This is a genomic window from Agrobacterium sp. rho-13.3, from assembly GCF_033957765.2.
In the GTDB taxonomy this organism is placed as follows: Bacteria; Pseudomonadota; Alphaproteobacteria; order Rhizobiales; family Rhizobiaceae; genus Agrobacterium.
The window spans coordinates 2,500,211-2,524,319 of record NZ_CP192774.1; the positions used below are offsets into that span (position 1 = coordinate 2,500,211).

Here is a 24,109-nt window from a genome sequence, read left to right on the forward strand (position 1 = left end):
AGCCTAATCAGGAGAAAGACTTGGCGAAGGTCTCAAGAGCAGTTTTCAGCTTGCCCTTGGTGTCGTCGCTAACAGCCTTTTCCGTGCGGATGGTGTCGAGGATCGCCTTGCCTTCCGAATGAAGGTAGGAAAGCAGACCCTGCTCGAACCGGCCGATGTCGGCAACAGGAACCTTGTCCAGATAACCGTTTACACCAGCAAAGATCACGGCAACCTGTTCTTCCGTCTTGAGCGGGGAGAACTGTGGCTGCTTGAGCAATTCTGTCAGACGTGCACCACGGTTCAGCAAACGCTGCGTGGAGGCATCAAGGTCAGAACCGAACTGGGCAAACGCTGCCATTTCGCGGTACTGAGCAAGCTCGCCCTTGATCGACCCGGCAACCTGCTTCATCGCCTTGATCTGCGCGGCAGAACCAACGCGGGACACCGACAGACCGACGTTAACAGCCGGGCGGATACCCTGATAGAACAGGTCGGTTTCAAGGAAGATCTGGCCGTCGGTGATCGAGATCACGTTGGTCGGAATAAACGCGGAAACGTCGTTACCCTGTGTTTCGATGACCGGCAGAGCCGTCAGCGAACCGTTGCCAGCAGCGTCACCCATCTTGGCAGCACGCTCGAGCAGACGCGAATGCAGGTAGAAAACGTCGCCAGGATAAGCTTCGCGGCCCGGAGGACGACGCAGAAGAAGCGACATCTGACGGTAAGCAACAGCCTGCTTGGAAAGGTCGTCGTAACCGATCAGCGCATGCATACCGTTGTCACGGAAATATTCACCCATCGCGCAACCGGCAAACGGTGCGAGATACTGCATCGGAGCAGCGTCGGACGCCGTTGCAGCAACGATGATCGAGTACTGGAGAGCGCCACGCTCTTCCAGAACCTTCACGAACTGGGCAACAGTCGAACGCTTCTGGCCGATAGCAACGTAAACGCAGTACAGCTTTTCGCTGTCCGGGCCATTGTCGTGAATGGCCTTCTGGTTCAGAATCGTATCGAGAATGATCGCGGTCTTGCCGGTCTGTCGGTCGCCGATGACGAGCTCGCGCTGGCCACGACCAACCGGGATCAGAGCATCGATGGCCTTGAGGCCGGTCGACATAGGCTCATGAACCGACTTACGCGGAATGATACCAGGCGCCTTGACGTCAACGCGCGAACGGCGTGTTGCGTTGATTGGGCCCTTGCCGTCAATCGGGTTACCGAGAGCGTCGACCACGCGGCCGAGAAGCTCTGGACCGACAGGAACGTCAACGATAGCGCCAGTCCGCTTTACGGTGTCGCCTTCCTTGATGTCACGGTCAGAACCGAAAATAACAACACCGACGTTGTCGTTTTCGAGGTTGAGTGCCATGCCGCGAATGCCGCCTGGGAACTCCACCATTTCGCCGGCCTGAACATTGTCGAGGCCGTAAACGCGGGCAATACCGTCACCGACGGAAAGCACCTGACCGACTTCCGAGACTTCCGCCTCGTTGCCGAAATTTTTGATTTGATCTTTTAGAATTGCGGAAATTTCCGCGGCGCGGATATCCATCAGCCAACCTCTTTCAGTGCAAGCTTAAGGGTGGAAAGTTTGGTGCGAAGAGACGTATCGATCTGGCGCGAACCAACCTTGACGATAAGACCGCCAAGAACGGATGGATCAACGGTCAAAGCAACCGTTACATCCTTGCCAGTGACGCTCTTCAGCGCCGCTTTCAGTTCAGTTTCCTGCGCTTCATCCAGCGCATGTGCCGAGGTAACTTCGGCAGTGACTTCGCCACGATGAGCGGCAGCGATTTCGCGGTAGGCAGTGATCATGCCGGGCACGGCAAACAAACGGCGATTGCCCGCAACGACCTTTAGAAAATTAGCCGACAGACCGGAGATACCGGCCTTTTCTGCAATGGCGGAAATAGCCCTTGACTGCTCTTCGGCGGAAAACACCGGGCTCGCAACCAGACGCTTCAGGTCCGCGCTTTCATCAAGCATAGCCTGAAACGTGTTCAGGTCGGAGCTGACTGCCTCAACAACACCCGCTTCCAGAGCAAGCTCGAAAAGCGACGACGCATACCTTTCCGCCACACCGGATGTTCTATGGGAGGTATCTGCCACGGGCACCTTTTCCCTGCTAATCGTCCAAGAAGCAGCCGCCGATCCCTCGGCGCGCCAAATTCTTGAAATCGTTTCAATTTCCCCGAAAAAGGCCGGAATTCCCCCCTGCCTTATCTCGATTTCGCGGTCCGTCTAGCATAGGATGCCGGGACTCGCAACACGCGTAGTAACGGAAAGTGTCTTTTGGACAAGACCTAGCGCGTTAAATTTTCACAATTACGCACTCGTGACCACCAACAGCGGCATAATTGACGCAAAACGCGTCTTACACCAATCCGAAAACGTAAATCAGCGGCAAAGCGGCAAGCACCGAATGCACAACCAGAAGTAAGCAATTCCGCACAGTTGCGCCTCCATCCGACAGAATGGAGAGAACGCCACCGAAGACCGCAAGCGCAAAAGAGGCGCCGAATGCGAGGTAGACCATCGGCTGCGCGAGCAGCAACGCACTGGCTCCAAAACCGAGATAGAAGCCCGCAAGCGAAGAGCGGATCAGCACCAGACTGTCACGACGCTCTCCAGCAAATTGCAACCCAAAAAGACGAAACGTCAGGCTGGGCGCAAACATGATGACCAGGCCGATGACCGCCGAGAACAAAGCGGCACCGAATGCCAGTTGTTCGCCAAATTCTGTTGGAAAATAAAATTCCATAACTGTCCCCAAATCAGTATTCCCCTGCCGCCTTATGGCACGGCGGGCCTTGCATCGAAAGAAGGTCAGAGAAAACTTTGCGGATCGATATCCACCTGCACATGGATCGAACCACGCTCTTTCGGCCCACCGGCCAGCATGGCGCGCATGAAGGACTGCATGTCCGAATTGCGTTTGCCGTGAACCAGCAGCCGGAAGCGATAACGTCCTCGGATCAGCGCCAGAGGCGCTTCGGCGGGCCCAAGCAGCATGATGCCGGAAGCCTGTGGCGCAGAGGCACGCAAACCGCGCGCATGGGTTTCCGCCTCGGCACGGGTATCAGCAGAAACAATAAGCGACGCCAAGCGCCCGAATGGTGGCAGCAGCGCTTTTTCGCGCTCAATCACTTCCCGCTCATAGAAAGCGGCGGCATCGCCCGACACGATGGCCTGCATGACGGGATGTTGTGGCTGATAGGTTTGCAACAGGCCGTGGCTCTTCAGACCCGTTCGGCCCGCGCGGCCCGTCACCTGCGACAGCAATTGGAACGTACGCTCTGCCGCACGTGGATCACCGTTGGCAAGACCAAGATCGGCATCGACGATGCCCACCAAAGTCATCAGCGGAAAGTTATGCCCTTTGGCCACCAGTTGCGTGCCAATGACGATATCCGCCTCACCCTTGACGATGGCTTCCAGCTCCAGCCGCAGACGTTTGACGCCCATCAAATCGGAGGACAGCACAATGGTTCTAGCGTCCGGGAAATGTTTCTCGACCTCTTCGGCAATACGTTCAACGCCCGGTCCGCAGGCGGCCAGATGATCGAAGGTGCCGCATTCCGGGCAGTGGTCGGGTGTCGGCTGGTGATATCCGCATTGGTGGCACTGTAGCTGGCTGCGAAAACGGTGTTCCACCAACCAGCTTGAACATTGCGGGCACTGGAAACGATGGCCGCACACACGGCACAGTGTCAGTGGCGCATAACCACGCCTGTTGAGGAACAGCAGCGACTGCTCCCCCTTTTCCATGGTTTTAGCCATGCCGCGCAGCAATACCGGCGACAGAAACCCACCCCGCTCTGGCGGGTGGCGGCGCATATCGACCAGATGCAGATCCGGCATCGCCGCATCACCAAAGCGCGTGTGCAGATGAATGGTGTTGTAACGGCCCGACGTTCCGTTGACCTGGCTTTCCACAGAGGGCGTTGCCGACACCAGCACCACCGGAAAATCTGCGATTCGCGCTCTGACGACGGCCATGTCACGGGCATTATAGTAGACGCGATCTTCCTGCTTGTAGGCCGGGTCGTGCTCTTCATCGACAATGATAAGGCCAAGATTATCGAAGGGCAGGAACAGTGCGGAGCGCGCACCGGCCACCACACGCACCTCACCCGTTACCGTCTGACGCCAGACCTTTTCGCGCATACGCGGCGATAGATCAGAGTGCCATTCGGCGGGTTTAGAGCCGAAACGATCGTGAAAACGATCCAGAAACGACGCGGTCAACGCGATTTCGGGCAGCAGAATGAGAACCTGTTTGCCCTGGCGCAGCGTTTCGGCAACGGCCTCGAAATAGACTTCCGTTTTGCCGGAACCCGTCACGCCATCAATCAGCGAAACCGCAAAGCTGCCCTTCTGCACGTCCTCCAGAATTTCAGAGGCGGCCTGTTTTTGCGGTCCTTCGAGGCGCGGCTCCGTATAATTCGGGTCCGGTTCTGCCACAACCGGCGGAGCAGGCAGGAAAACACTTTCGAAAATGCCCTGTTTGGCAAGACCATCGATGACGCTGGTGGAAACGCCCGCTGCATTGGCGAGACCGCTTTTGGTCCAGGCATGTCCTTCCGCAGCAAGCTCCATCACCCGCTGACGCGCAGGCGTCAGCCGCTCGGGCCGCGCTTCCGTCAGCCGCAGGCCTTCGATCATCGGTTCAGGGTCGAAGGCGGCAGGCGCACGCAGTGCCATGCGCGCCACCAGACCCGGTGGCGACAGCGTATAGGCGGCCACCCAATCGATAAAACGGCGCATTTCATCGCGCAAAGGCGGGCAATCGAAGCTTTTGGTAATGGGACGCAGCTTTTTCGGATCGACGGGCTTGTCGTCGCTGTTATCCCAAACGATGCCGATCACTTGCCTGGGACCAAGCGGCACCTGCACCACAGACCCCGGCACCACCACCATATCATCAGGCACGGAATAGCTATACGGCCCCGGCGCCGGAAGCGGCACCAGAACCGGTACGGCCGTAGTGGCGGCAGACGGGGCGGGCTTTTGCTGATCAAACAGCGCCCCAAACAGATCGGTCGAATCTTTTGCCATGATTGCGGCGACAATGCCTTTTTGGAAACGGAAAGGGAACCTCTAGCGCATCGGCCCGAAAATCGGAATCGATTTTCGGAAAGCACGATGGCTCTTTTTATTCCTTCGATGGCTCTGGCCTGTCATCCGCATTTTAACCAAATGCAGATGGCAACTGTTTTAGTATGCGCTTGAAACGATGGGACACGACCTTGGACGAAATCCTCACCTTTGCCGATCAAGAGCTGTTGAACGAGCGACAGGCGTGGCTTTCTACGCTCGAAGGTGAACGCCGGCTGGCGGATAACACGCTTGAGGCCTATGAGCGCGACACAAGGCAATTCCTGATGTTCATGACCGGTTATCTCGGTAACTCGACCCGGATCAGAGACATCCACAATCTGCGTCCGGTCGATCTGCGTGCCTTTCTGGCATCGCGCAGAAAAGAAGGGGCAGGCGCACGGTCGCTCGGTCGCCATCTTGCCGGGCTTCGATCTTTTCTGCGACATCTGGAAAAGAAAGGCCTTGTGAATGCGGCGGGTGCCACCGCCATGCGATCACCAAAACAGCCGAAATCCCTGCCCAAACCGCTGACGGACCGACAGGCGTTAAATATCACAACGGTGGATGCGCAGCTTTCCGAAGAGCCTTGGATTGCAGCGCGCAATGCAGCCGTGCTGGCTCTGCTTTATGGTTGCGGGCTGCGCATTTCCGAGGCTTTGAGCCTCACACCAGCGGATTTGACCCCGGGAACACGCAGCCTTCGAGTTACGGGTAAGGGCAACAAGATGCGGATCGTGCCGCTTCTTCCAGTCGTTCAGGAAGCAGTCGAAACCTACCGCAACCTCTGCCCGTATCATCTGCCCGCTGATGAACCGCTTTTTCTCGGCGCACGCGGCGGAAAGCTTCAACCGGCCATCATTCAGCGGGAAATGCAGAAATTGCGCGGTGCCTTCGGCTTGCCGGATAATGCCACGCCGCACGCTCTGCGCCACTCTTTCGCAACCCATCTTCTGGCCGGTGGCGGTGATCTTCGCACCATTCAGGAATTGCTTGGCCATGCCAGCCTGTCCACCACGCAGATCTATACAGGCGTGGACACGGCACGGCTGCTGGAGATTTACGACAACGCCCATCCGCGTGCGTAAATTTCGTTAACCATAGACGTTAACCGTCCGTGCAAATGCCCGGCCTTATAAGCGATGGCAGAAAACCGGGGTGATTCGATGACCGTTCTTTCCAGGCCTCAAAACCTGACATCGCTGCTGATGGGCCGCATGGGCGATGCGCTGTTGTGGCTGTTTGCCTCAATGCATGTCGCAGCGCTCGCTATTCTGCTTGTGACGTTGGTATCGCTGAGTGAAGCCAATGCGGCGGAGCAGCCGATCACCTGCGCTGGAAGTGATCTGCTGGTCGACATGCAGAAAAACGATCCGTCAGGCTATGCTGCCCTCGTTGCTGAGGCAAAAAAAATTCCGAATGGCGAAGGCATATTCTGGAAGATAGAAAAGGCCGGTGCTGAACCCTCGTGGCTTCTCGGCACAATGCATATTTCCGACCCGCGCGTGGTGCAAATGCCGAAAGGCGCAAAGGAGGCTTTTGCCAAGGCAGGCACAGTCATTGTCGAGTCAGACGAAATCACCAACGAGAAGAAGGTTGGGTTGTCGCTTCTGACGAGACCGGAACTGACGATGTTTCTCGACGGTCAATCCATAACCGATATGCTGTCCAAAGACGACGTCTCAAAGCTGGAAAGCGGCCTGAAAGATCGCGGCATACCCCTCAATGCCGTCATCAAAATGAAGCCGTGGATATTAGCGAGCTTCATTGCCCTTCCCGCATGTGAATTTGCCCGTAAGGCAAAAGGCGCAAGCTTTCTGGATATGAAGCTGGCCAATGACGCGGTTTCCGAAGGCAAACAACTGATTGGCCTCGAAACACTTTTGGAGCAAATGACGGCGCTGTCCGAACTGCCGATGTCCTTTCACATGCAAGCTCTCATCGACACATTGCAACTCGGCAACCGGATGGAAGATGTCATGGCAACGATGATCGACCTTTATCTGAAAGGCGATGTCGGCATGATCATGCCTTTGATGAAAAGTCTCGACCCCACGAAACAGTCCGATGGACAGAATGAATATGCCGCCTTCGAACAGCGCATTATCGATGATCGCAACCATGTGATGGCGGACGGTGCGGCGCCGCATCTGGAAAAAGGCAATGTCTTCATGGCCGTGGGTGCGTTGCATCTGCCGGGCAAGGTTGGTGTTATCGAGCTTTTGCGTCAAAAGGGCTTCACGGCTACGTCCGTTCAATAGCGCCATTTCCACCACTAACCCACTGTAAATTTAGAATATTCTAAATCTAAAGATGAGCGCGCCATGCAACTATCTGGCGCGCAATTCATTCTCCCTCGCATGGCATCGCGCAAGCGTTGCTGGACGCATGCATTTTCGAGAGGGGACAGATATGGCTGAACAGGAACCAGTCGCGCCAAAAAGGCGCGTGGGTTTAACCGAGGGCGTCAATAAACCCGTCTTCATATGGTCCGTCGCGCTGACGCTGGCCTTCGTCATCGCGGGCGTGGTGACGCCGCAGGGATCAGCCGCTGTTTTCAGTGGCGTTCAGTCGTGGATTGTCCGGGAACTCGGCTGGGTCTACCTGCTTTCCGTCGCCGTTTTCCTGATGTTCATGCTGTATCTCGGTTTTTCCAGCCATGGCCGCATCAAGCTTGGTCCCAACCACTCGGAACCGGATTACAGTTACGGCGCGTGGTTCTCCATGTTGTTTGCCGCGGGCATGGGCATCGGCCTTGTCTTCTTTGGCGTTGCAGAACCTGTCAAACATTTCACCGCGCCGCCAACCGGTGATCCTGCAACCATCGAAGCTGCGCGTACCGCCATGGAAATCAGCTATTTCCATTGGGGCCTTCATGCATGGGCGGTTTATGCCGTCATCGGCCTCTCGCTTGCCTATTTCTCGTTCCGCCATGGTCTGCCGCTGACCATGCGCTCAGCGCTCTATCCGCTGATTGGTGACCGTATTTACGGCCCGATTGGCAATGCCGTCGATATCTTCGCGGTGATCGGCACGCTGTTCGGCGTCGCGACATCGCTCGGGCTTGGTGTGTTGCAGGTCAATGCCGGTTTCAACCACGTCCTCGGCTGGCCGATCAGCTTCTGGATACAACTGCCGCTAATCGTCGTGATCACGGGCATGGCGACTGTCTCCGTGGCAACAGGTCTGGATAAGGGCATCAAGTTCCTATCAAACCTCAACATGCTGATGGCCGTGGCGCTGATGCTGTTCGTGTTCGTCATGGGACCGACGACCTTCCTTCTGCGCGCTTTCGTGCAGAACCTCGGTGCCTATCTCGACCATTTCGTTATGCGCACTTTCTACATGTATGCCTATGCACCAGATCAGGGACCAGCCGACTGGCTGGGTGACTGGACATTGTTTTACTGGGGCTGGTGGATCGCGTGGTCGCCTTTTGTCGGCATGTTCATCGCCCGCATTTCGCGTGGCCGCACCATCCGCGAATTCATCGCTGGTGTGCTGCTAGTTCCTGCCGGTTTCAGCTTTGCATGGATGACAGTGTTTGGAGACACCGCCCTGTCGATGCATCTCACCGGCGCGACAACCGCCGTGTCAGAAGCGGTGGCAAATGATGTGACCCTTGCGCTTTTCGTTTTCCTCGAGCAGTTCCCGCTAGGCGTTTACGTCTCATGGTTCGCCATGGCGCTCATCGTGTTTTTCTTCGTCACAGGTGCCGATTCGTCTGCTCTCGTCATCGATACGCTGACATCCGGCGGTCGCGAGGATGGACCTGTTGCGCGGCGGGTATTCTGGGCCATCGTCTCAGGCATCATCGGCGCAATTCTGCTCTCGACAGGAGGACTGGACGCCTTGCAAACGGCCTCGATTGCCGGCGCTCTGCCCTTCACTTTTGTCATGCTGCTGATGTGCTGGGGTCTGTGGAAGGGTCTGCAACGCGAAGGCTTGCGCCAGAATGCGCTCGTGCAAAGCTTAAGGCCGCGTCAATCTGCCAGCTGGCAGCGCCAGTTGCAGGGTATTCTCAACCATCCCGGCAAGGCGGAAACGGAGCGTTTCATGCAGGAAACCGCAACACCCGCCTTGGAAGCGGTTGCTCTTGAGCTGGAAAAACGCACGCTCACGTCACAGGTGGATAACAAGCCGGATCGTCTGAAACTCATCGTGACGCCGGGCGAAGCGGAAGAGTTCATCTATGGCATCCGCATGCGCCGTTATGAAACGCCGGGCTACAGTTTCTTCGAGAGTCAATCAAACCGCAAGCGCGCCGAATATTATTACCGCGCAGAGGTTTTCCTTTCAGACGGCGGGCAGGATTACGATGTGATGGGCTTCACCAAGGAAGAACTCATACAAGACGTGCTGCAACAATATGACAGGCACTTCCAGTATCTCCACGCCATCCGGGTTTAATCCGGGCGGCGAATATTGGCTCAATAAAAAAGGCCGCAGTCCTAAGGATATTTCCCAAGGACTGCGGCCTTTTTTGTGAGTCTGGAAGCTTACATATGGATCGGCTTGAAGAAGGTGGCGAGTGCCGCTTCTTTCACTGCTTCCGACATGGTCGGGTGCGCGTGGCAGGTGCGGCCGAGGTCTTCGGAGGAACCGCCGAATTCCATCAGCACGGCGATTTCGTGGATCAATTCGCCAGCGCCGAAGCCAACGATGTGGCCACCGAGAACACGATCCGTGTCCTTGTCAGCCAAAATCTTCACGAAACCATCCGTGACCTGCATGGCGCGGGCGCGACCGTTTGCCGTGAAGGGGAACTTGCCGACCTTGTAGGCAACGCCTGCGGCCTTCAGTTCTTCTTCAGTCTTGCCGACGGATGCGACTTCCGGCTGCGTGTAAACAACGCCCGGAATGACGTCATAATTCACATGGCCATGCTGACCGGCCAGAATTTCCGCCAGTGCAACACCTTCATCTTCTGCCTTGTGTGCCAGCATTGGACCCTTCACCACATCACCAATGGCGAAAATGCCAGCAACGTTTGTCTTGAAGTGACCGTCGATTTCAACGCGGCCACGGCTATCCAGCGCAACACCAGCTTCAGCCAGACCCAGACCTTCGGTGAAAGGTCTGCGACCGGTGGAGATCAGAACGACATCGGCGTCCAGCGTTTCAGCAGCGCCGCCCTTAACAGGCTCGAACACGACCTTCGCGCCATTGCCGGACTTTTCAACGGCAGTGACCTTCGCGCCCAGTTTGAAGTCGATACCCTGCTTGGCAAACAGGCGCTGTGCCTGCTTGGATACTTCGCCGTCCATGCCACCCAGAATGTTGTCGAGATATTCAACAACAGTCACCTTCGCACCGAGGCGCTGCCAGACGGAACCGAGCTCCAGACCGATAACACCACCGCCAACAACGATCAGCTTTTCTGGAACCTTGGAAAGCGCAATCGCACCTGTGGACGAAACGATCACCGTTTCATCGATGGCTACCTGAACGCCCGGAATGCCCGCAACGTCAGAACCCGTCGCAATAACAATATTCTTAGCTTCGATTTCCTGAACTTCGCCCTTGTCGTTGGTGACGGAAACCTTGCCAGCAGACACGACTTTCCCGAGACCCTGGAACGCATCGATCTTGTTCTTCTTGAACAGGAAGGCAACGCCATCGACATTGGCCTTCACGACGCCGTCCTTGTGGCCCATCATCTTTTCAAGATTAAGCTTAGGGGCTGCAACTTCGATGCCGAGGCTATCGACGCCATGGGAAACATGCGCGAACACTTCGGATGCGTGCAGCAGTGCCTTGGATGGAATGCAGCCAACGTTGAGGCAAGTGCCGCCGTAGGTCGCGCGCTTTTCCACCACAGCGACCTTGAGGCCCAGCTGGGCAGCCTTGACCGCACAAACGTAACCACCGGGGCCGGTGCCAATAACAACTACATCATATGCCATGTTTCTGTTCCTGATTGATTGCGGACAGCACAATAAGCCGCCCTACTTTCACTTGGTCTGAAAATCAGACCGACTTTTCCGTTGCAAGTTTGATACCGAGCGCGATGAACACCACGCCGCTGGTGCGGTCGATCCACTGGCTCGCGCGGGCAAATGCCGCCCGCATCCGTGGCGTCGTCATGAACATGCTGACGCCGACGAACCATAGGATGAGGCAGCTTGCCATGACGAGGCCGTAGCCGAATTTGATCGGAACCGGCGTATGGGCATGCACCACAGTCGAGAAGATCGACAGAAAGAAGAACACTGGTTTCGGGTTCAGCGCATTGGCCGCAAAACCGAGTGTGAATGACTTGAGCGCAGACTGGCGTTTTTCGACCACGACACCATCACCGACCTCCGGCAGTTCCGTCTTGCCAGCCCGCAATGCCTTGATGCCGATATAGATCAGATAGGCAACGCCCAGCCATTTGACGATGTTGAAGAGGTAGATCGACTGGGAAATGATCAGCCCAAGTCCAAGGATCGTGTAAGTCACATGGAACATTAGCGAGGTGCCGACGCCGAAGCTGGTGATGATCGCTTCGCGACGTCCATGCACCATGGCCTGACGCATCACCATGGCCAGATCGGCGCCCGGAGACACGATGGCAAAGGTGAAGATTGCCATGAGAGATGCAAGTTCGATCAGATACTGATGCATGCGCTGTGCTCCGCCGACCATAAAAGCGGGGGCAACGTTGCCGCAGCCCCCGGCTTGAATTCTGCTTAGAGATCGAGAACCAGACGTTCTGGATCTTCCAGGCTTTCCTTGACGCGAACGAGGAAGGTCACGGCTTCCTTGCCGTCAACGATGCGGTGATCGTAAGACAGTGCCAGATACATCATCGGGCGGATGACGACCTGACCGCCGATGGCGACAGGACGTTCCTGAATCTTGTGCATGCCAAGAATACCGGACTGCGGTGCATTGAGGATCGGCGAGGACATCAACGAGCCGTAAACACCACCATTGGTGATGGTGAAGGTGCCGCCCTGCATGTCCGCCATGCCCAGCGAACCGTCACGCGCCGACTTGGCAAGACGACCGAGTTCCTTTTCAACGCCAGCGATGGACAGCTGATCGGCATCACGGATAACCGGAACCACAAGGCCCTTGTCCGTGCCGACAGCCATGCCGACGTGACAATAGTTCTTGTAGATGATGTCTGTGCCGTCGATTTCAGCGTTAACGGCAGGCAGTTCCTTCAGCGCGTGGGTCACGGCCTTGGTGAAGAAGCCCATGAAGCCGAGCTTGACGCCATGCTTCTTTTCGAAAACGTCCTTGTAGCGGTTGCGCAGGTCCATAACCGCCTTCATGTCCACTTCGTTGTAAGTGGTCAGCATGGCAGCCGTGTTCTGCGCGTCCTTGAGGCGACGCGCGATGGTGGTGCGCAGGCGCGTCATCTTCACGCGCTCTTCGCGAACCGCATCATGCTCGGCAGACACCGGACGTGGTGCAGAAACAGGTGCCGGTGCTGCGGCAGGAGCTGAAACGCCCTTGGCAACAGCCGCCAGCACATCACCCTTCAGAACCTGACCGCGCTTGCCGGAACCATCGACCTGATCGGCAGACAGATTGTTTTCAGACAGAAGCTTTGCAGCGGAAGGCGCAGCCGGAACAGCAGCGCTTGCAGCAGGCGCAGGCGCCGAAACGGCAGGTGCGGCGGCAGCTTTTGGTGCTTCTGCGGCAGCAGGAGCCGATGGGGCAGCGCCAGCAGCACCTTCGGCGATGTTGCCGAGAAGCGCGTCGAGACCAACCGTGTCGCCATTCTGCGCAACGATTTCAGTCAGAATGCCGGACTTTGGCGAAGGAACTTCAACTGTAACCTTGTCGGTTTCCAGCTCTACCAGTGGTTCGTCAGCCTTGACGAAGTCGCCAACCTTTTTGAACCAGGTTCCGACAGTCGCTTCGCTGACGGACTCGCCGAGGGTTGGTACGCGGATTTCAGTGGCCATGATCTAGTTCCGTTTCATCAGATGTCTGTTTTGCGAGGGTGCGTGCGGGAGAGATTTACTCTCCCAACGCGTCTTCCAAAAATGCCGCGAGTTGCGCGAGGTGCTTGGACATCAGGCCCGTTGCAGGCGATGCAGCAGCCGGACGGCCGGTGTAACGAACCTTCTGGTACTTGGCATCGATGTGCGCCAGAACCCATTCCAGGTAAGGGTCGATGAACGACCACGCACCCATGTTCTTCGGCTCTTCCTGGCACCAGACCATCTCGGCATTGCGGAAGCGGGACAGCTCGTTGATCAGAGCCTTGGCCGGGAACGGATAGAGTTGCTCGATACGCAGCAGGTAGACGTCGTCGATGCCACGCTTTTCGCGCTCTTCGAGAAGATCGTAATACACCTTGCCGGTGCACAGCACGACGCGGCGGATCTTCGAATCCTTCTGGAGCTTGATCGGACCGTCCTTGATGACCTCCGCATCATCCCACAGCAGGCGGTGGAACGACGATTCACCAGCCAGTTCGGCCAGCGAAGACGTTGCACGCTTGTGACGCAGCAAGGACTTCGGTGTCATCAGGATCAGCGGCTTGCGGAAGTCGCGCTTCACCTGACGGCGCAGAATGTGGAAGTAGTTGGACGGAGTGGTGACGTTTGCGACCTGCATGTTGTCTTCGGCGCACATCTGCAACCAGCGTTCCAGACGGGCAGACGAGTGTTCCGGACCCTGACCTTCATAGCCGTGCGGCAGAAGGCAGACGAGACCGGACATGCGAAGCCACTTACGTTCACCAGAGGAGATGAACTGGTCGAACACGACCTGCGCACCGTTTGCGAAGTCGCCGAACTGGGCTTCCCACAAGGTCAGCGCATTCGGGCGGGCCAACGAGTAACCATATTCGAAACCAAGGACGGCTTCTTCCGAAAGCATCGAGTTGATGACTTCGTAGCGGGCCTGCGTTGGCGCGAGGTTGGCCAGCGGAATGTAACGCTCTTCGCTTTCCTGATCGTAGAGAACCGAGTGGCGCTGCGAGAAGGTGCCGCGTTCGCAATCCTGACCGGACAGGCGGATCTTGTGGCCGTCGACAACGAGCGAGCCGAAAGCAAACGCTTCCGCCATGGCCCAATCGAGGCCTTCACCGGTTTCCACCATCTGCGCACGGTTTTCCATAAAACGCTGAATGGTGCGGTGCGCCTTGAAGCCTTCAGGAATGGTCGACAGCTTGCGGCCGATTTCCTTGAGCTGCTTCATCGGAGCGCCCGTCTTGCCACGACGCTGCTCATCGGCATTGTCGGCGGCACGAAGACCGGACCACTGACCATCCAGCCAGTCAGCCTTGTTTGGCTTGTAGCTCTGGCCTGCTTCGAATTCCTGCTCAAGATTGGCGCGCCAATCAGCCTTCATCTTTTCGAATTCGCCATCGGTCAACAGACCTTCGGCAATCAGACGCTCGGCATAAATGGCCGCAACCGTCTTGTGTGCACGAATGACCTTGTACATCTTCGGCTGCGTGAAGGAAGGCTCATCGCCTTCGTTATGGCCAAAGCGACGATAGCAGAACATGTCGATGACGACAGGCTTGTGGAACTTCATACGGTATTCTGTCGCAACCTTAGCCGCATAGACCACAGCTTCCGGATCATCACCATTGACGTGGAAGATCGGTGCTTCGATCATCTTCGCAACGTCGGACGGATAAGGCGACGAACGCGAGAAGCCCGGATTGGTGGTGAAACCGATCTGGTTGTTGATGATGACGTGCATGGTACCGGCGACGCGGTGACCGCGCAGGCCGGAAAGGCCGAGAATTTCAGCAACAACGCCCTGACCGGCAAATGCAGCATCGCCGTGCAGCAGAAGCGGTAGAACCTTGGCACGCTCAGACAGCGGAATGGTATCGCCGTCCCAGATTTTCGCCAACTGGTCCTGCTTGGCGCGGGCCTTGCCCATGACGACAGGGTTGACGATTTCAAGGTGCGAAGGGTTGGCTGTCAGCGACAGGTGAACCTTGTTGCCATCGAATTCGCGGTCGGAAGACGCACCGAGGTGGTACTTCACGTCGCCCGAACCTTCGACGTCATCCGGCTTGAAAGAACCGCCCTTGAACTCGTGGAACACGGCGCGGTGCGGCTTGCCCATGAAGTTTGTCAGAACGTTCAGACGGCCACGGTGAGCCATGCCCAGCACGACCTCTTCCAGACCTTCCTGACCGCCACGCTTGATGATCTGCTCCAGCGCCGGGATCAACGATTCACCGCCATCCAGACCAAAACGCTTGGTGCCCTTGAAACGAACGTCAAGGAACTGCTCGTAACCTTCGGCTTCAACCAGCTTGGACAGGATTGCCTTCTTGCCTTCTGCGGTGAAAGCAACGCCCTTATCCGGGCCTTCGATGCGCTCCTGAATCCAGCCTTTTTCTTCCGGGCTGGACATGTGCATGAACTCGACGCCCAGCGTGGAGCAGTAAGTACGCTCCAGAATATCGATCATCTCACGAACGCTGGCATATTCGAGGCCGAGCACGTTATCGATGAAAATCTTGCGGTCGTAATCGCTTTCTTCGAAGCCATAGGACTTCGGCGACAACTCATTGTAGTCCTCAACCGCACTGGCAATACCCAACGGGTCGAGCTTGGCGTGGAGGTGGCCGCGCATACGGTAGGCACGGATCATCATGATGGCGCGCACGCTATCGCGTGTCGCCTGAAGAACTTCGGCTTCGCTGACGCCCTTGCCCGTCGCAGCAACCGTGGCTTCGGCCTTGGCCTGAACCTTCTTCTCGATGGCCTTTTCGACGGTTGCCCAGTTGCCATCAAGAGCCGAGATCAGATCGCCATTGGCGGCAATCGGCCAGTTCTTGCGCTGCCAGGACGCGCCCTTGGCCGCCGCCTTCACGTCATCAGGATTGTCGGCGAGCGCTTTAAAAAAGCTCTGCCACTCCGGCGATACGGAAGAGGCGTCCTCTTCGTACCGGGCATAGAGCTGCTCGATATAGGCTGCATTCGCGCCGTCGAGAAACGACGTGACCTGAAACTGCTCGTTGGCTTCTTGCCTTGCCATGGTGTTTTCGCAGACGTGTCCGTCCGCCTCCTCAATCCCGTTGATGACCGTTACCGGCCTGCCGCTTCATTCGACGCCACCTTGGTATTCTTAACCAACGCAGCGCTTAGTCCTTGTTATTGCGGCTTCGGGCAGGCTGCCGTTTCCGACCCCTGCCCGCTGCCAAATTCTTGCTATCTCAGCCCTTGAGGACTTCAACCAGCGTCTTGCCAAGGCGTGCCGGGGAAGGCGAAACCTTGATGCCCGCTGCTTCCATGGCAGCGATCTTGGATTCTGCGTCGCCCTTGCCGCCAGAAACAACAGCACCGGCGTGACCCATGGTGCGGCCCTTTGGAGCGGTACGGCCAGCGATGAAGCCAGCCATTGGCTTTTTGCGGCCCTTCTTAGCTTCGTCGATCAGGAACTGTGCTGCTTCTTCTTCAGCCGCGCCACCGATTTCGCCGATCATGATGATCGACTGTGTGGCTTCGTCTGCAAGGAACATCTCAAGCACGTCGATGAACTCGGTGCCCTTGACCGGGTCGCCACCGATGCCGACAGCCGTTGTCTGGCCGAGGCCTTCGTTGGATGTCTGGAACACGGCTTCATACGTCAGTGTGCCGGAGCGCGAAACGATACCAACCGAACCCTTGCGGAAGATGGAGCCCGGCATGATGCCGATCTTGCACTCTTCCGGCGTCATGATGCCTGGGCAGTTAGGGCCAAGCAGGCGCGACTTGGAGCGATCAAGGCGAGCCTTGACGCGAACCATGTCCAGCACTGGAATGCCTTCGGTGATGCAGGTGATGAACGGAATTTCGGCTTCGATGGCTTCGATGATCGCATCTGCGGCACCGGCTGGCGGCACGTAGATAACTGAGGCATCAGCGCCGGTCTTTTCCTTGGCTTCCGCAACGGTCGCGTAAATCGGCAGGCTTTCGCCCTTCGATCCGGTCCATGTTTCGCCACCCTTCTTGGGGTGAATACCGCCGACCATCTGCGTGCCGTAATAAGCAAGCGCCTGTTCGGTGTGGAAGGTGCCGGTCTTGCCGGTCAGACCCTGAACAAGGATCTTTGTGTCTTTATTTACAAGAATAGACATTATTTCCGGTCCTTCAATTAGCCGTTGATCGCCGCAACGATCTTCTTGGCTGCATCGTCCAGGTCGTCAGCAGCCGTAATCGCAAGACCCGATTCGTTCAGAAGCTTCTTGCCCAGCTCAACGTTGGTGCCTTCGAGACGCACAACGAGAGGAACCTTCAGACCGACTTCCTTCACCGCAGCAATAACGCCCTCGGCAATGACATCGCACTTCATGATGCCGCCGAAGATGTTGACCAGAATGCCTTCAACCTTCGGATCAGCCGTGATGATCTTGAACGCTGCCGCAACCTTTTCCTTGCCAGCGCCGCCACCGACGTCGCAGAAGTTTGCAGGCTCTTTGCCATACAGCTTGATGATGTCCATGGTTGCCATGGCAAGACCAGCGCCGTTGACCATGCAGCCGATGTTACCGTCGAGAGCCACGTAAGCGAGATCCCACTTGGATGCTTCGATTTCCTTGGCATCTTCTTCGGTTTCGTCGCGCAGCAACTTCACGTCGTCGTGACGGAAAATCGCATTGCCATCGAAGGACATCTTGGCGTCGAGAACGCGCAGGTGGCCGTCAGTCATGACGATCAGCGGGTTGACTTCGAGAAGAGCCATGTCCTTTTCAACGAACGCTGTGTACAGCGCTGGGAAAAGTGCCTTGGCGTCTTCGGCAGCCGCGCTCGACAGCTCGAGAGCCTTGGAAATGGCTTCGATGTTTTCAGCCGTTACACCGGCTTCAGGCGAGATAGCGATCGTGTGGATTTTCTCAGGCGTATCGTGAGCGACAGCTTCGATGTCCATGCCGCCTTCCGTGGAAACCACGAATGCGATCTGACCAACCGAGCGATCCACCAGCAGCGAGCAATAGAGTTCGCGGTCGATGTCTGCGCCGTCTTCGATGTAGAGACGGTTAACCTGCTTGCCAGCATCGCCGGTCTGCGCTGTTACCAGCGTGTTGCCGAGCATGTCCTTGGCGTGAGAAACGACTTCCTCGATGGACTTTGCAAGGCGAACGCCGCCCTTGGCGTCTGGGCCGAGTTCCTTGAACTTGCCCTTACCGCGGCCACCAGCATGGATCTGGCTTTTGACGACGTAAAGCGGGCCGGGAAGCTGCTTTGCTGCAGCTTCGGCTTCTTCAACCTTAAGAATGGCGACCCCTTCGGCCACCGGCGCACCATAGCCCTTCAGAAGAGCTTTGGCCTGATACTCATGAATATTCATGGATTAATCCCTGTTTACAGCCGAAAAGGCAATTACTTCAGCGACGGAGCAATGTTGATGCAGGCTTCGCAAAGACCAGCAACCGCGCCGACGGACTTCTGGAAGGCAGCTTCCTCGTCCTTGTTGAGTTCGATTTCGATGATACGCTCGATACCGCCGGCACCGATGATTGTCGGAACGCCGACATACATATCGTTCACGCCGTACTGGCCGGAAAGGTAAGCAGCGGCAGGAAGAACGCGCTTCTTGTCCTTGAGATAGGATTCAGCCATTTCGATAGCCGAGGCGGCAGGCGCGTAATAGGCAGAGCCCGTCTTGAGAAGGCCAACGATTTCAGCACCGCCATCACGGGTACGCTGAACGATCTCTTCCAGACGCTCGGCTGTGAGCCAGCCCATCTTCACGAGGTCCGTCAAAGGAACGCCGCCAACTGTCGAGTAACGTGCCAATGGAACCATGGTATCGCCATGACCACCGAGAACGAACGCTGTGACGTCCTGAACGGAAACATTGAATTCTTCAGAGAGGAACAGGCGGAAACGCGCGCTGTCGAGAACGCCAGCCATGCCGACGACCTTGTTTTTTGGCAGACCAGAGAACTTCTGGAGAGCCCAGACCATTGCGTCGAGCGGGTTGGTGATGCAGATCACGAAAGCGTTCGGGGCATATTTCTTGATGCCAGCGCCGACCTGTTCCATGACCTTGAGGTTGATGCCGAGAAGGTCATCGCGGCTCATGCCAGGCTTGCGGGCAACGCCTGCGGTGACGATGCAAACGTCTGCACCTTCGATGGCGGCGTAATCAGAAGCGCCCGTCAGCTTGGCGTTGAAACCTTCAACCGGACCGGACTGGGCAATATCGAGGCCCTTACCCTGTGGAATGCCGTCAGCAATATCGAAGAGGACGATATCGCCCAGTTCTTTCAGGCTGGCCAGATGCGCCAGCGTGCCGCCGATCATGCCAGAACCAATAAGTGCAATCTTTTTGCGAGCCATCGAATGCTTCCTCTAGAGCTTCAATTCAATTTCACCGCTTAATGTATGGCGGCCTTAAATTGTCGCACTCGACTTAGCTTTATTGACCTTAAATGGCAACAGATTCTTTATGCGCAAGGATTTTCAATCGTTTAGATGATAAAAATCTTACGTAAACGTAAGAAAATAAGTTACAAATCTGTCATGAACTTGCCCGTTTTTCGTTATGCAAGGCCAGATAATCGGCGCTGCGCATCTCAAACAGCCGAGATGCGGTTCGGTCGAACTCGAAACCTTCCGTCCCCTTGCGCTTGCCCAGCAGGGCTTCGGGCATGGCAGCAGCAGAGGCAAACAACCGCACGCTGTGGTCGTACAATGCGTCGATAAGGATAATAAACCGTTTCGTCTCGTTGCGTTTGTCTGCATTCAGCAGCGGAATATGGTCGATGAATATCGTGTCGAAACGATCTGCGATTGCCAGAAAATCCGATGCGCCAAGCGGCTTTTCGCACAGGTCGGTAAACGAAAAACGTGCCGTCCGGCCTGCCGCCTTTGGCACAAGGATCAAACGACCCTTCATCGGAATTTCGGTCGGTGCGGCGACGTGGCCTGCCGTCAACTGGTTCCATGCCATGTCCATGGCCTGATCCGCATGTGCATCCAGTGGCGTGACATACACCGGCAGGCTCTTGATCTTTTCCATGCGGTAATCGGTCGGGCTGTCCAGCGTCACCACCTCGACATGTTTTTTGAGCATATCAACGAAGGGCAGGAAAAGTCCGCGATTGAGCCCGTCCTTATAGAGATTATCGGGCACCACATTCGACGTCGTCACCAACGTGCAGCCATGGGCAAACAGCTCGGTGAAAAGCCGCGCCAGGATCATCGCATCGGCGATATCGGTCACTGTAAATTCATCAAAGCACAGAAGCTCTGCCTCTGCCAGAAGCTGAGCAGCAACCGGCGGAATCGGGTCCGCCTGCTTCGTTTCGCCACTCTTCAATTTCTGACGATGGGCGTGAACGCGATTGTGCACATCGGCCATGAATTCATGGAAATGGCAGCGACGTTTCTTTTCGACTGGAGCAACCTGAAAGAACATGTCCATCAGCATGGTTTTGCCGCGACCGACGCTGCCGTGAACATAAAGACCCTTCACCGAGGGGGCCGGGCCTGCCTTTTTGGCAAACATCCACCCAAGCGCACTCTTTTTCTTGGCCGGCTTACGGATTTTGAGGTCAGTGAGGATACGATCCAGATGTGCCGCCACATCCAACTGCGCGGCATCGGCTTTCAACTCGCCAGACGCCGTCAACGCGTTGAGCTGTTCAACGACACTATGATTGTAATCGGGCAATGGCTGCATGGATGCGCCTCATACGCGGGCACCAGAAGCACCCGCGTGACAGGAATTATCGGCTGAGGCTGAGCGGCTGGCCAATGTTGGTGGTGCCGTCATAACGTGTCGTGCCGGTCTTGTAGACGCGACCGATCGTATCGCCAGACCGGTTCTTGAACACAACCGTCTTGGCAGACACTTCCCATGACCCCATGGACGACAGTTCGCCTGCGCAACCGCGCGTACCGCCGCGTGAACCGCTGCCCAGATTGGTCAGCGTCAGGAACATATCGCAGCTCGCGCCGCCATTCGAAACGCGCCAGTTACCGACCATGGATTCCTTGGTGACATCCAACGCCGTCGCAGGCGCTGCCGACGCGACATTGACGCCACCAGGTGCAGCACCACCAGCAGGCGCTGTCGGGAACTGACCGGGAGCAGCAGCACCAGGAGGCGGAAGCGCACCGGACTGAACGGACGGCACAGGCTGTGCCTGAAGCGGCGGCGTATAACCGGGATTGTTGTTAGGGGTGCTGTTGTAATCGTAAGAGGTACGCTGGCAACCGGCGAGGCTCATAACCACCGCAAGACCCGTCACCACATATCTGAATTGCATCTCTAGCTCCCGATTCTCTGCATTTCGGAAAGAACATGTCTACACAAAACGGCTGAATTATTACCAAAGGATTAGCTAAGGCAAGCTACCGCCACGATAATTGCCATTTCAGTCGAATTTTATAGAAAATTTCCGCTTCTGTTATTACCAAACAGGCCACGACTGGAAGTCGCGGCCTGTTTGTAGCGTTCAATTTTTGGGGTGCATTTAAACGCGGCGCTCGACCATCATCTTTTTGATTTCGGCAATCGCCTTAGCCGGGTTCAGACCCTTGGGGCAGGCTTGCGCGCAGTTCATGATGGTGTGGCAGCGATAAAGGCGGAAGGGGTCCTCGAGGTTGTCGAGACGCTCACCCGTCGCTTCATCACGACTGTCGATCAGCCAGCGATAGGCTTGCAGCAGAACGGCTGGACCGAGGTAACGGTCGCCATTCCACCAATAGCTGGGACAGGAGGTGGAGCAGCAGGCGCACAGAATGCACTCATAAAGACCATCCAGTTTCTGGCGGTCGTCATGGCTCTGCTTCCATTCCTTGGCAGGTGCTGGCGAAACCGTCTTCAACCAAGGTTCGATAGAGCGGTGCTGCGCGTAGAAGTTCGACAGATCGGGAATAAGGTCCTTCACGACAGGCATATGTGGCAAGGGATAAACCTTAACCGTGCCCTTGATTTCTTCCATGCCCTTGGTGCAGGCCAGTGTGTTCGTGCCATCGATGTTCATGGCGCACGAACCACAAATGCCTTCACGGCAGGAGCGGCGCAGCGTCAATGTCGGGTCGATGTTGTTCTTGATGTACAAAAGCGCATCGAGAACCATCGGGCCGCAATCATCGATGTCGATATAATAGGTATCGATACGCGGGTTCTGACCATCATCAGGATTCCAGCGATACACCCGATACTCGCGAACATTCTTCGCGCCAGCAGGCTTCGGCCAGACCTTGCCCTCGGTCATTTGAGAGTTTTTAGGAAGAGCGAGTTCAACCATGTCCAGTTCCTCTCAAATCAGTAGACGCGCGCTTTTGGCGCGATCTTCTTGGGATCGATGCCATCAGCGATGAGTTCGGTGTGAACCGGACGATAATCGAGCTTCACGTCGCCCTCGGCGTTAACCCAGGCCAGCGTGTGCTTGCGCCAGTTGACGTCATCGCGACCGGCAAACGGACCATCGACGAAGTCTTCGCGCGCATGGCTTCCACGGCTTTCCTTGCGGGCTTCCGCGCCGTAAACCGTGGTGATGGCGTTGGCCATGAGGTTTTCAAGCTCAAGCGTTTCGACCAGATCGGAGTTCCAGACCATCGAACGGTCCGTAACCTTGATGTCCGGCAATTCCTTCCAGATGGCGGAAAGACGCTGGCAACCGCTTTCCAGCGATTCCTGCGTGCGGAACACGGCAGCATCGTCCTGCATGGCGCGCTGCATCTTGTCACGCAGAACGGCCGTTGGTGTGCTGCCATTGGCGTTGCGCAGACGGTCAAAGCGCTCCATGATCTTGTCGCACGCAGCGATGTTCAGTTCAGGAACGGGCGAAGCGCGGTCGATAACTTCCGCAGCACGGATTGCAGCAGCGCGACCGAACACGACAAGGTCGATCAGCGAGTTGGAGCCGAGACGGTTTGCACCGTGCACCGATGCGCAACCTGCTTCACCGACGGCCATCAAGCCCGGCGCGACGCGCTCTGGATTGTTGGCATCCGCGTTCAGTACTTCACCCCAATAGTTGGTTGGAATGCCACCCATATTGTAATGAACCGTCGGCAGAACCGGGATGGGTTCGCGCGTGACGTCCACGCCCGCAAAAATCTTGGCGCTTTCGGAAATGCCCGGCAGACGCTCATGCAGGATGGCCGGATCAAGGTGATCCAGATGCAGGAAGATGTGATCCTTGTTCTTGCCAACGCCACGGCCTTCGCGGATTTCCATGGTCATGCAGCGCGAGACAACGTCACGCGAGGCAAGATCCTTGGCGGAAGGTGCATAACGCTCCATGAAGCGCTCGCCTTCAGAGTTGACGAGATAGCCGCCCTCACCACGTGCACCCTCGGTAATCAGGCAGCCCGCACCGTAAATGCCGGTCGGGTGGAACTGAACGAATTCCATATCCTGAAGCGGTAAGCCGGCGCGTGCAATCATGCCGCCGCCATCGCCCGTGCAGGTGTGCGCGGATGTTGCAGAGAAATAGGCGCGGCCATAACCGCCGGTCGCCAGCACCACCATCTTGGCAGAGAAGCGATGGATCGTACCGTCATCGAGGTTCCAGGCGACAACGCCCGTGCAACGGCCATCATCGGACATGATGAGGTCGAGCGCGAAATATTCGATGAAGAATTCGGCGTTGTTGCGCAGGGACTGACCATACAGCGTGTGCAGAATGGCGTGGCCGGTACGGTCGGCGGCAGCGCATGTGCGCTGTACCGGCGGGCCTTCACCGTAATTCTGCATGTGGCCGCCAAACGGGCGCTGGTAAATCTTGCCTTCGGCGTTACGCGAGAAGGGCACGCCGTAATGCTCCAGCTCATAGACCGCCTTTGGCGCTTCCATGGCGAGATATTGCATGGCGTCGACGTCGCCCAGCCAGTCAGAGCCCTTGACGGTGTCGTAAAGGTGCCATTGCCAACAGTCAGGCGTCATGTTGGTCAGCGAGGCGGCGATGCCGCCCTGCGCCGCAACAGTGTGCGAACGGGTTGGGAAAACCTTGGTGATGCAGGCCGTTTTGAAGCCCTGCTCGGCCATGCCGAGCGTGGCGCGTAGACCCGCGCCACCTGCACCCACGACAATCACATCATAGGAGTGGTCGACGTAGGTATAGGCCTTGCCGTTCTGAGATGGTGAACTGATCGATGCCATG

Annotated in this window: 18 protein-coding genes; 3 read left to right on the forward strand and 15 right to left on the reverse strand. The window is 56.8% G+C overall.

Translation table 11 applies throughout. From position 1 onward, the window contains the following. Positions 1-7 precede the first annotated feature (7 nt). From atpA to RMR16_RS12245, 4 genes are all read right to left on the reverse strand, one after another. A complete protein-coding gene (atpA, locus tag RMR16_RS12230) occupies positions 8-1,537 on the reverse strand; it encodes a F0F1 ATP synthase subunit alpha (RefSeq protein ID WP_320201408.1) in 1,530 nt (509 codons plus the stop codon). Continuing rightward, complete coding sequence (locus RMR16_RS12235) at positions 1,537-2,103, reverse strand: F0F1 ATP synthase subunit delta (RefSeq protein ID WP_320201407.1); 567 nt, start codon at positions 2,101-2,103, stop codon at positions 1,537-1,539. Before RMR16_RS12235 ends, atpA begins: the two co-directional genes overlap by 1 nt. A 259-nt stretch (positions 2,104-2,362) precedes the next feature. Next, entirely contained in the window at positions 2,363-2,749 is a 387-nt protein-coding gene (locus RMR16_RS12240) for a DUF4345 domain-containing protein (protein ID WP_320201406.1), read from the reverse strand. Between the two features lie 65 nt (positions 2,750-2,814). Continuing rightward, positions 2,815-5,046 carry a primosomal protein N' gene (locus RMR16_RS12245; protein WP_320201405.1) on the reverse strand — a complete coding sequence of 744 codons (2,232 nt, stop codon included), beginning with the start codon at positions 5,044-5,046 and terminating at the stop codon, positions 2,815-2,817. A gap of 164 nt (positions 5,047-5,210) precedes the next feature. On the opposite strand from RMR16_RS12245, the gene RMR16_RS12250 reads away from it, so the two are divergent. The 3 genes from RMR16_RS12250 to RMR16_RS12260 all read left to right on the forward strand — a co-directional run bounded on the left by RMR16_RS12250 (position 5,211) and on the right by RMR16_RS12260 (position 9,495). Beyond that, positions 5,211-6,173 carry a tyrosine recombinase XerC gene (locus RMR16_RS12250; protein WP_320201404.1) on the forward strand — a complete coding sequence of 321 codons (963 nt, stop codon included), beginning with the start codon at positions 5,211-5,213 and terminating at the stop codon, positions 6,171-6,173. Positions 6,174-6,251: 78 nt separating this feature from the next. Next, on the forward strand, positions 6,252-7,346 hold the full coding sequence (locus tag RMR16_RS12255) for a TraB/GumN family protein (RefSeq protein WP_320201403.1): 1,095 nt from the start codon (positions 6,252-6,254) through the stop codon (positions 7,344-7,346). 151 nt (positions 7,347-7,497) lie between these two features. After that, positions 7,498-9,495, forward strand: a complete 1,998-nt coding sequence (locus RMR16_RS12260) for a BCCT family transporter (RefSeq protein ID WP_320201402.1) — start codon at positions 7,498-7,500, stop codon at positions 9,493-9,495. Positions 9,496-9,584: 89 nt separating this feature from the next. Here the strand turns inward: RMR16_RS12260 and lpdA are convergent, their stop codons facing one another. From lpdA to sdhA, 11 genes are all read right to left on the reverse strand, one after another. After that, the gene (gene lpdA, locus RMR16_RS12265) at positions 9,585-10,991 is read right to left on the reverse strand and encodes a dihydrolipoyl dehydrogenase (protein ID WP_320201401.1); all 1,407 of its coding nucleotides are present in this window, start codon (positions 10,989-10,991) and stop codon (positions 9,585-9,587) included. A 64-nt stretch (positions 10,992-11,055) separates the two neighbouring features. Further along, positions 11,056-11,694: a LysE family translocator gene (locus tag RMR16_RS12270; RefSeq protein WP_320201400.1), complete on the reverse strand. Its 639-nt coding sequence runs from the start codon at positions 11,692-11,694 to the stop codon at positions 11,056-11,058. A 65-nt stretch (positions 11,695-11,759) separates the two neighbouring features. Then, on the reverse strand, positions 11,760-12,989 hold the full coding sequence (gene odhB / locus RMR16_RS12275) for a 2-oxoglutarate dehydrogenase complex dihydrolipoyllysine-residue succinyltransferase (protein WP_320201399.1): 1,230 nt from the start codon (positions 12,987-12,989) through the stop codon (positions 11,760-11,762). 55 nt (positions 12,990-13,044) lie between these two features. After that, complete coding sequence (locus RMR16_RS12280) at positions 13,045-16,041, reverse strand: 2-oxoglutarate dehydrogenase E1 component (protein ID WP_320201398.1); 2,997 nt, start codon at positions 16,039-16,041, stop codon at positions 13,045-13,047. A gap of 178 nt (positions 16,042-16,219) precedes the next feature. Then, complete coding sequence (sucD, locus tag RMR16_RS12285) at positions 16,220-17,122, reverse strand: succinate--CoA ligase subunit alpha (protein ID WP_320201397.1); 903 nt, start codon at positions 17,120-17,122, stop codon at positions 16,220-16,222. 17 nt (positions 17,123-17,139) lie between these two features. Next, positions 17,140-18,333 (reverse strand): ADP-forming succinate--CoA ligase subunit beta, encoded by a 1,194-nt coding sequence (gene sucC, locus RMR16_RS12290; protein WP_320201396.1) that lies wholly within the window; start codon positions 18,331-18,333, stop codon positions 17,140-17,142. Between the two features lie 32 nt (positions 18,334-18,365). Then, positions 18,366-19,328: a malate dehydrogenase gene (gene mdh, locus RMR16_RS12295; protein ID WP_077102972.1), complete on the reverse strand. Its 963-nt coding sequence runs from the start codon at positions 19,326-19,328 to the stop codon at positions 18,366-18,368. Between the two features lie 181 nt (positions 19,329-19,509). After that, on the reverse strand, positions 19,510-20,673 hold the full coding sequence (gene zapE / locus RMR16_RS12300) for a cell division protein ZapE (protein ID WP_320201395.1): 1,164 nt from the start codon (positions 20,671-20,673) through the stop codon (positions 19,510-19,512). A gap of 46 nt (positions 20,674-20,719) precedes the next feature. Continuing rightward, positions 20,720-21,262 (reverse strand): protease inhibitor Inh/omp19 family protein, encoded by a 543-nt coding sequence (locus RMR16_RS12305; RefSeq protein WP_320201394.1) that lies wholly within the window; start codon positions 21,260-21,262, stop codon positions 20,720-20,722. A gap of 207 nt (positions 21,263-21,469) precedes the next feature. Beyond that, on the reverse strand, positions 21,470-22,249 hold the full coding sequence (locus tag RMR16_RS12310; RefSeq protein ID WP_320201393.1) for a succinate dehydrogenase iron-sulfur subunit: 780 nt from the start codon (positions 22,247-22,249) through the stop codon (positions 21,470-21,472). 17 nt (positions 22,250-22,266) lie between these two features. Further along, entirely contained in the window at positions 22,267-24,108 is a 1,842-nt protein-coding gene (gene sdhA / locus RMR16_RS12315; RefSeq protein ID WP_320201392.1) for a succinate dehydrogenase flavoprotein subunit, read from the reverse strand. Between the last annotated feature and the right edge of the window lies 1 nt (position 24,109).

Excerpts from the sequence above, each read along its gene's own strand:
- mdh (WP_077102972.1), bottom strand. The coding sequence starts at position 19,328 with ATGGCTCGCAAAAAGATTGCACTTATTGGTTCTGGCATGATCGGCGGC.
- lpdA (WP_320201401.1), bottom strand. The coding sequence starts at position 10,991 with ATGGCATATGATGTAGTTGTTATTGGCACCGGCCCCGGTGGTTACGTT.
- atpA (WP_320201408.1), bottom strand. The coding sequence starts at position 1,537 with ATGGATATCCGCGCCGCGGAAATTTCCGCAATTCTAAAAGATCAAATC.
- RMR16_RS12245 (WP_320201405.1), bottom strand. The coding sequence starts at position 5,046 with ATGGCAAAAGATTCGACCGATCTGTTTGGGGCGCTGTTTGATCAGCAA.
- sdhA (WP_320201392.1), bottom strand. The coding sequence starts at position 24,108 with ATGGCATCGATCAGTTCACCATCTCAGAACGGCAAGGCCTATACCTAC.
- RMR16_RS12255 (WP_320201403.1), top strand. The coding sequence starts at position 6,252 with ATGACCGTTCTTTCCAGGCCTCAAAACCTGACATCGCTGCTGATGGGC.
- RMR16_RS12250 (WP_320201404.1), top strand. The coding sequence starts at position 5,211 with ATGCGCTTGAAACGATGGGACACGACCTTGGACGAAATCCTCACCTTT.
- RMR16_RS12305 (WP_320201394.1), bottom strand. The coding sequence starts at position 21,262 with ATGCAATTCAGATATGTGGTGACGGGTCTTGCGGTGGTTATGAGCCTC.
- sucD (WP_320201397.1), bottom strand. The coding sequence starts at position 17,122 with ATGTCTATTCTTGTAAATAAAGACACAAAGATCCTTGTTCAGGGTCTG.
- RMR16_RS12240 (WP_320201406.1), bottom strand. The coding sequence starts at position 2,749 with ATGGAATTTTATTTTCCAACAGAATTTGGCGAACAACTGGCATTCGGT.
- zapE (WP_320201395.1), bottom strand. The coding sequence starts at position 20,673 with ATGCAGCCATTGCCCGATTACAATCATAGTGTCGTTGAACAGCTCAAC.
- odhB (WP_320201399.1), bottom strand. The coding sequence starts at position 12,989 with ATGGCCACTGAAATCCGCGTACCAACCCTCGGCGAGTCCGTCAGCGAA.
- RMR16_RS12260 (WP_320201402.1), top strand. The coding sequence starts at position 7,498 with ATGGCTGAACAGGAACCAGTCGCGCCAAAAAGGCGCGTGGGTTTAACC.
- RMR16_RS12270 (WP_320201400.1), bottom strand. The coding sequence starts at position 11,694 with ATGCATCAGTATCTGATCGAACTTGCATCTCTCATGGCAATCTTCACC.
- RMR16_RS12310 (WP_320201393.1), bottom strand. The coding sequence starts at position 22,249 with ATGGTTGAACTCGCTCTTCCTAAAAACTCTCAAATGACCGAGGGCAAG.
- RMR16_RS12280 (WP_320201398.1), bottom strand. The coding sequence starts at position 16,041 with ATGGCAAGGCAAGAAGCCAACGAGCAGTTTCAGGTCACGTCGTTTCTC.
- sucC (WP_320201396.1), bottom strand. The coding sequence starts at position 18,333 with ATGAATATTCATGAGTATCAGGCCAAAGCTCTTCTGAAGGGCTATGGT.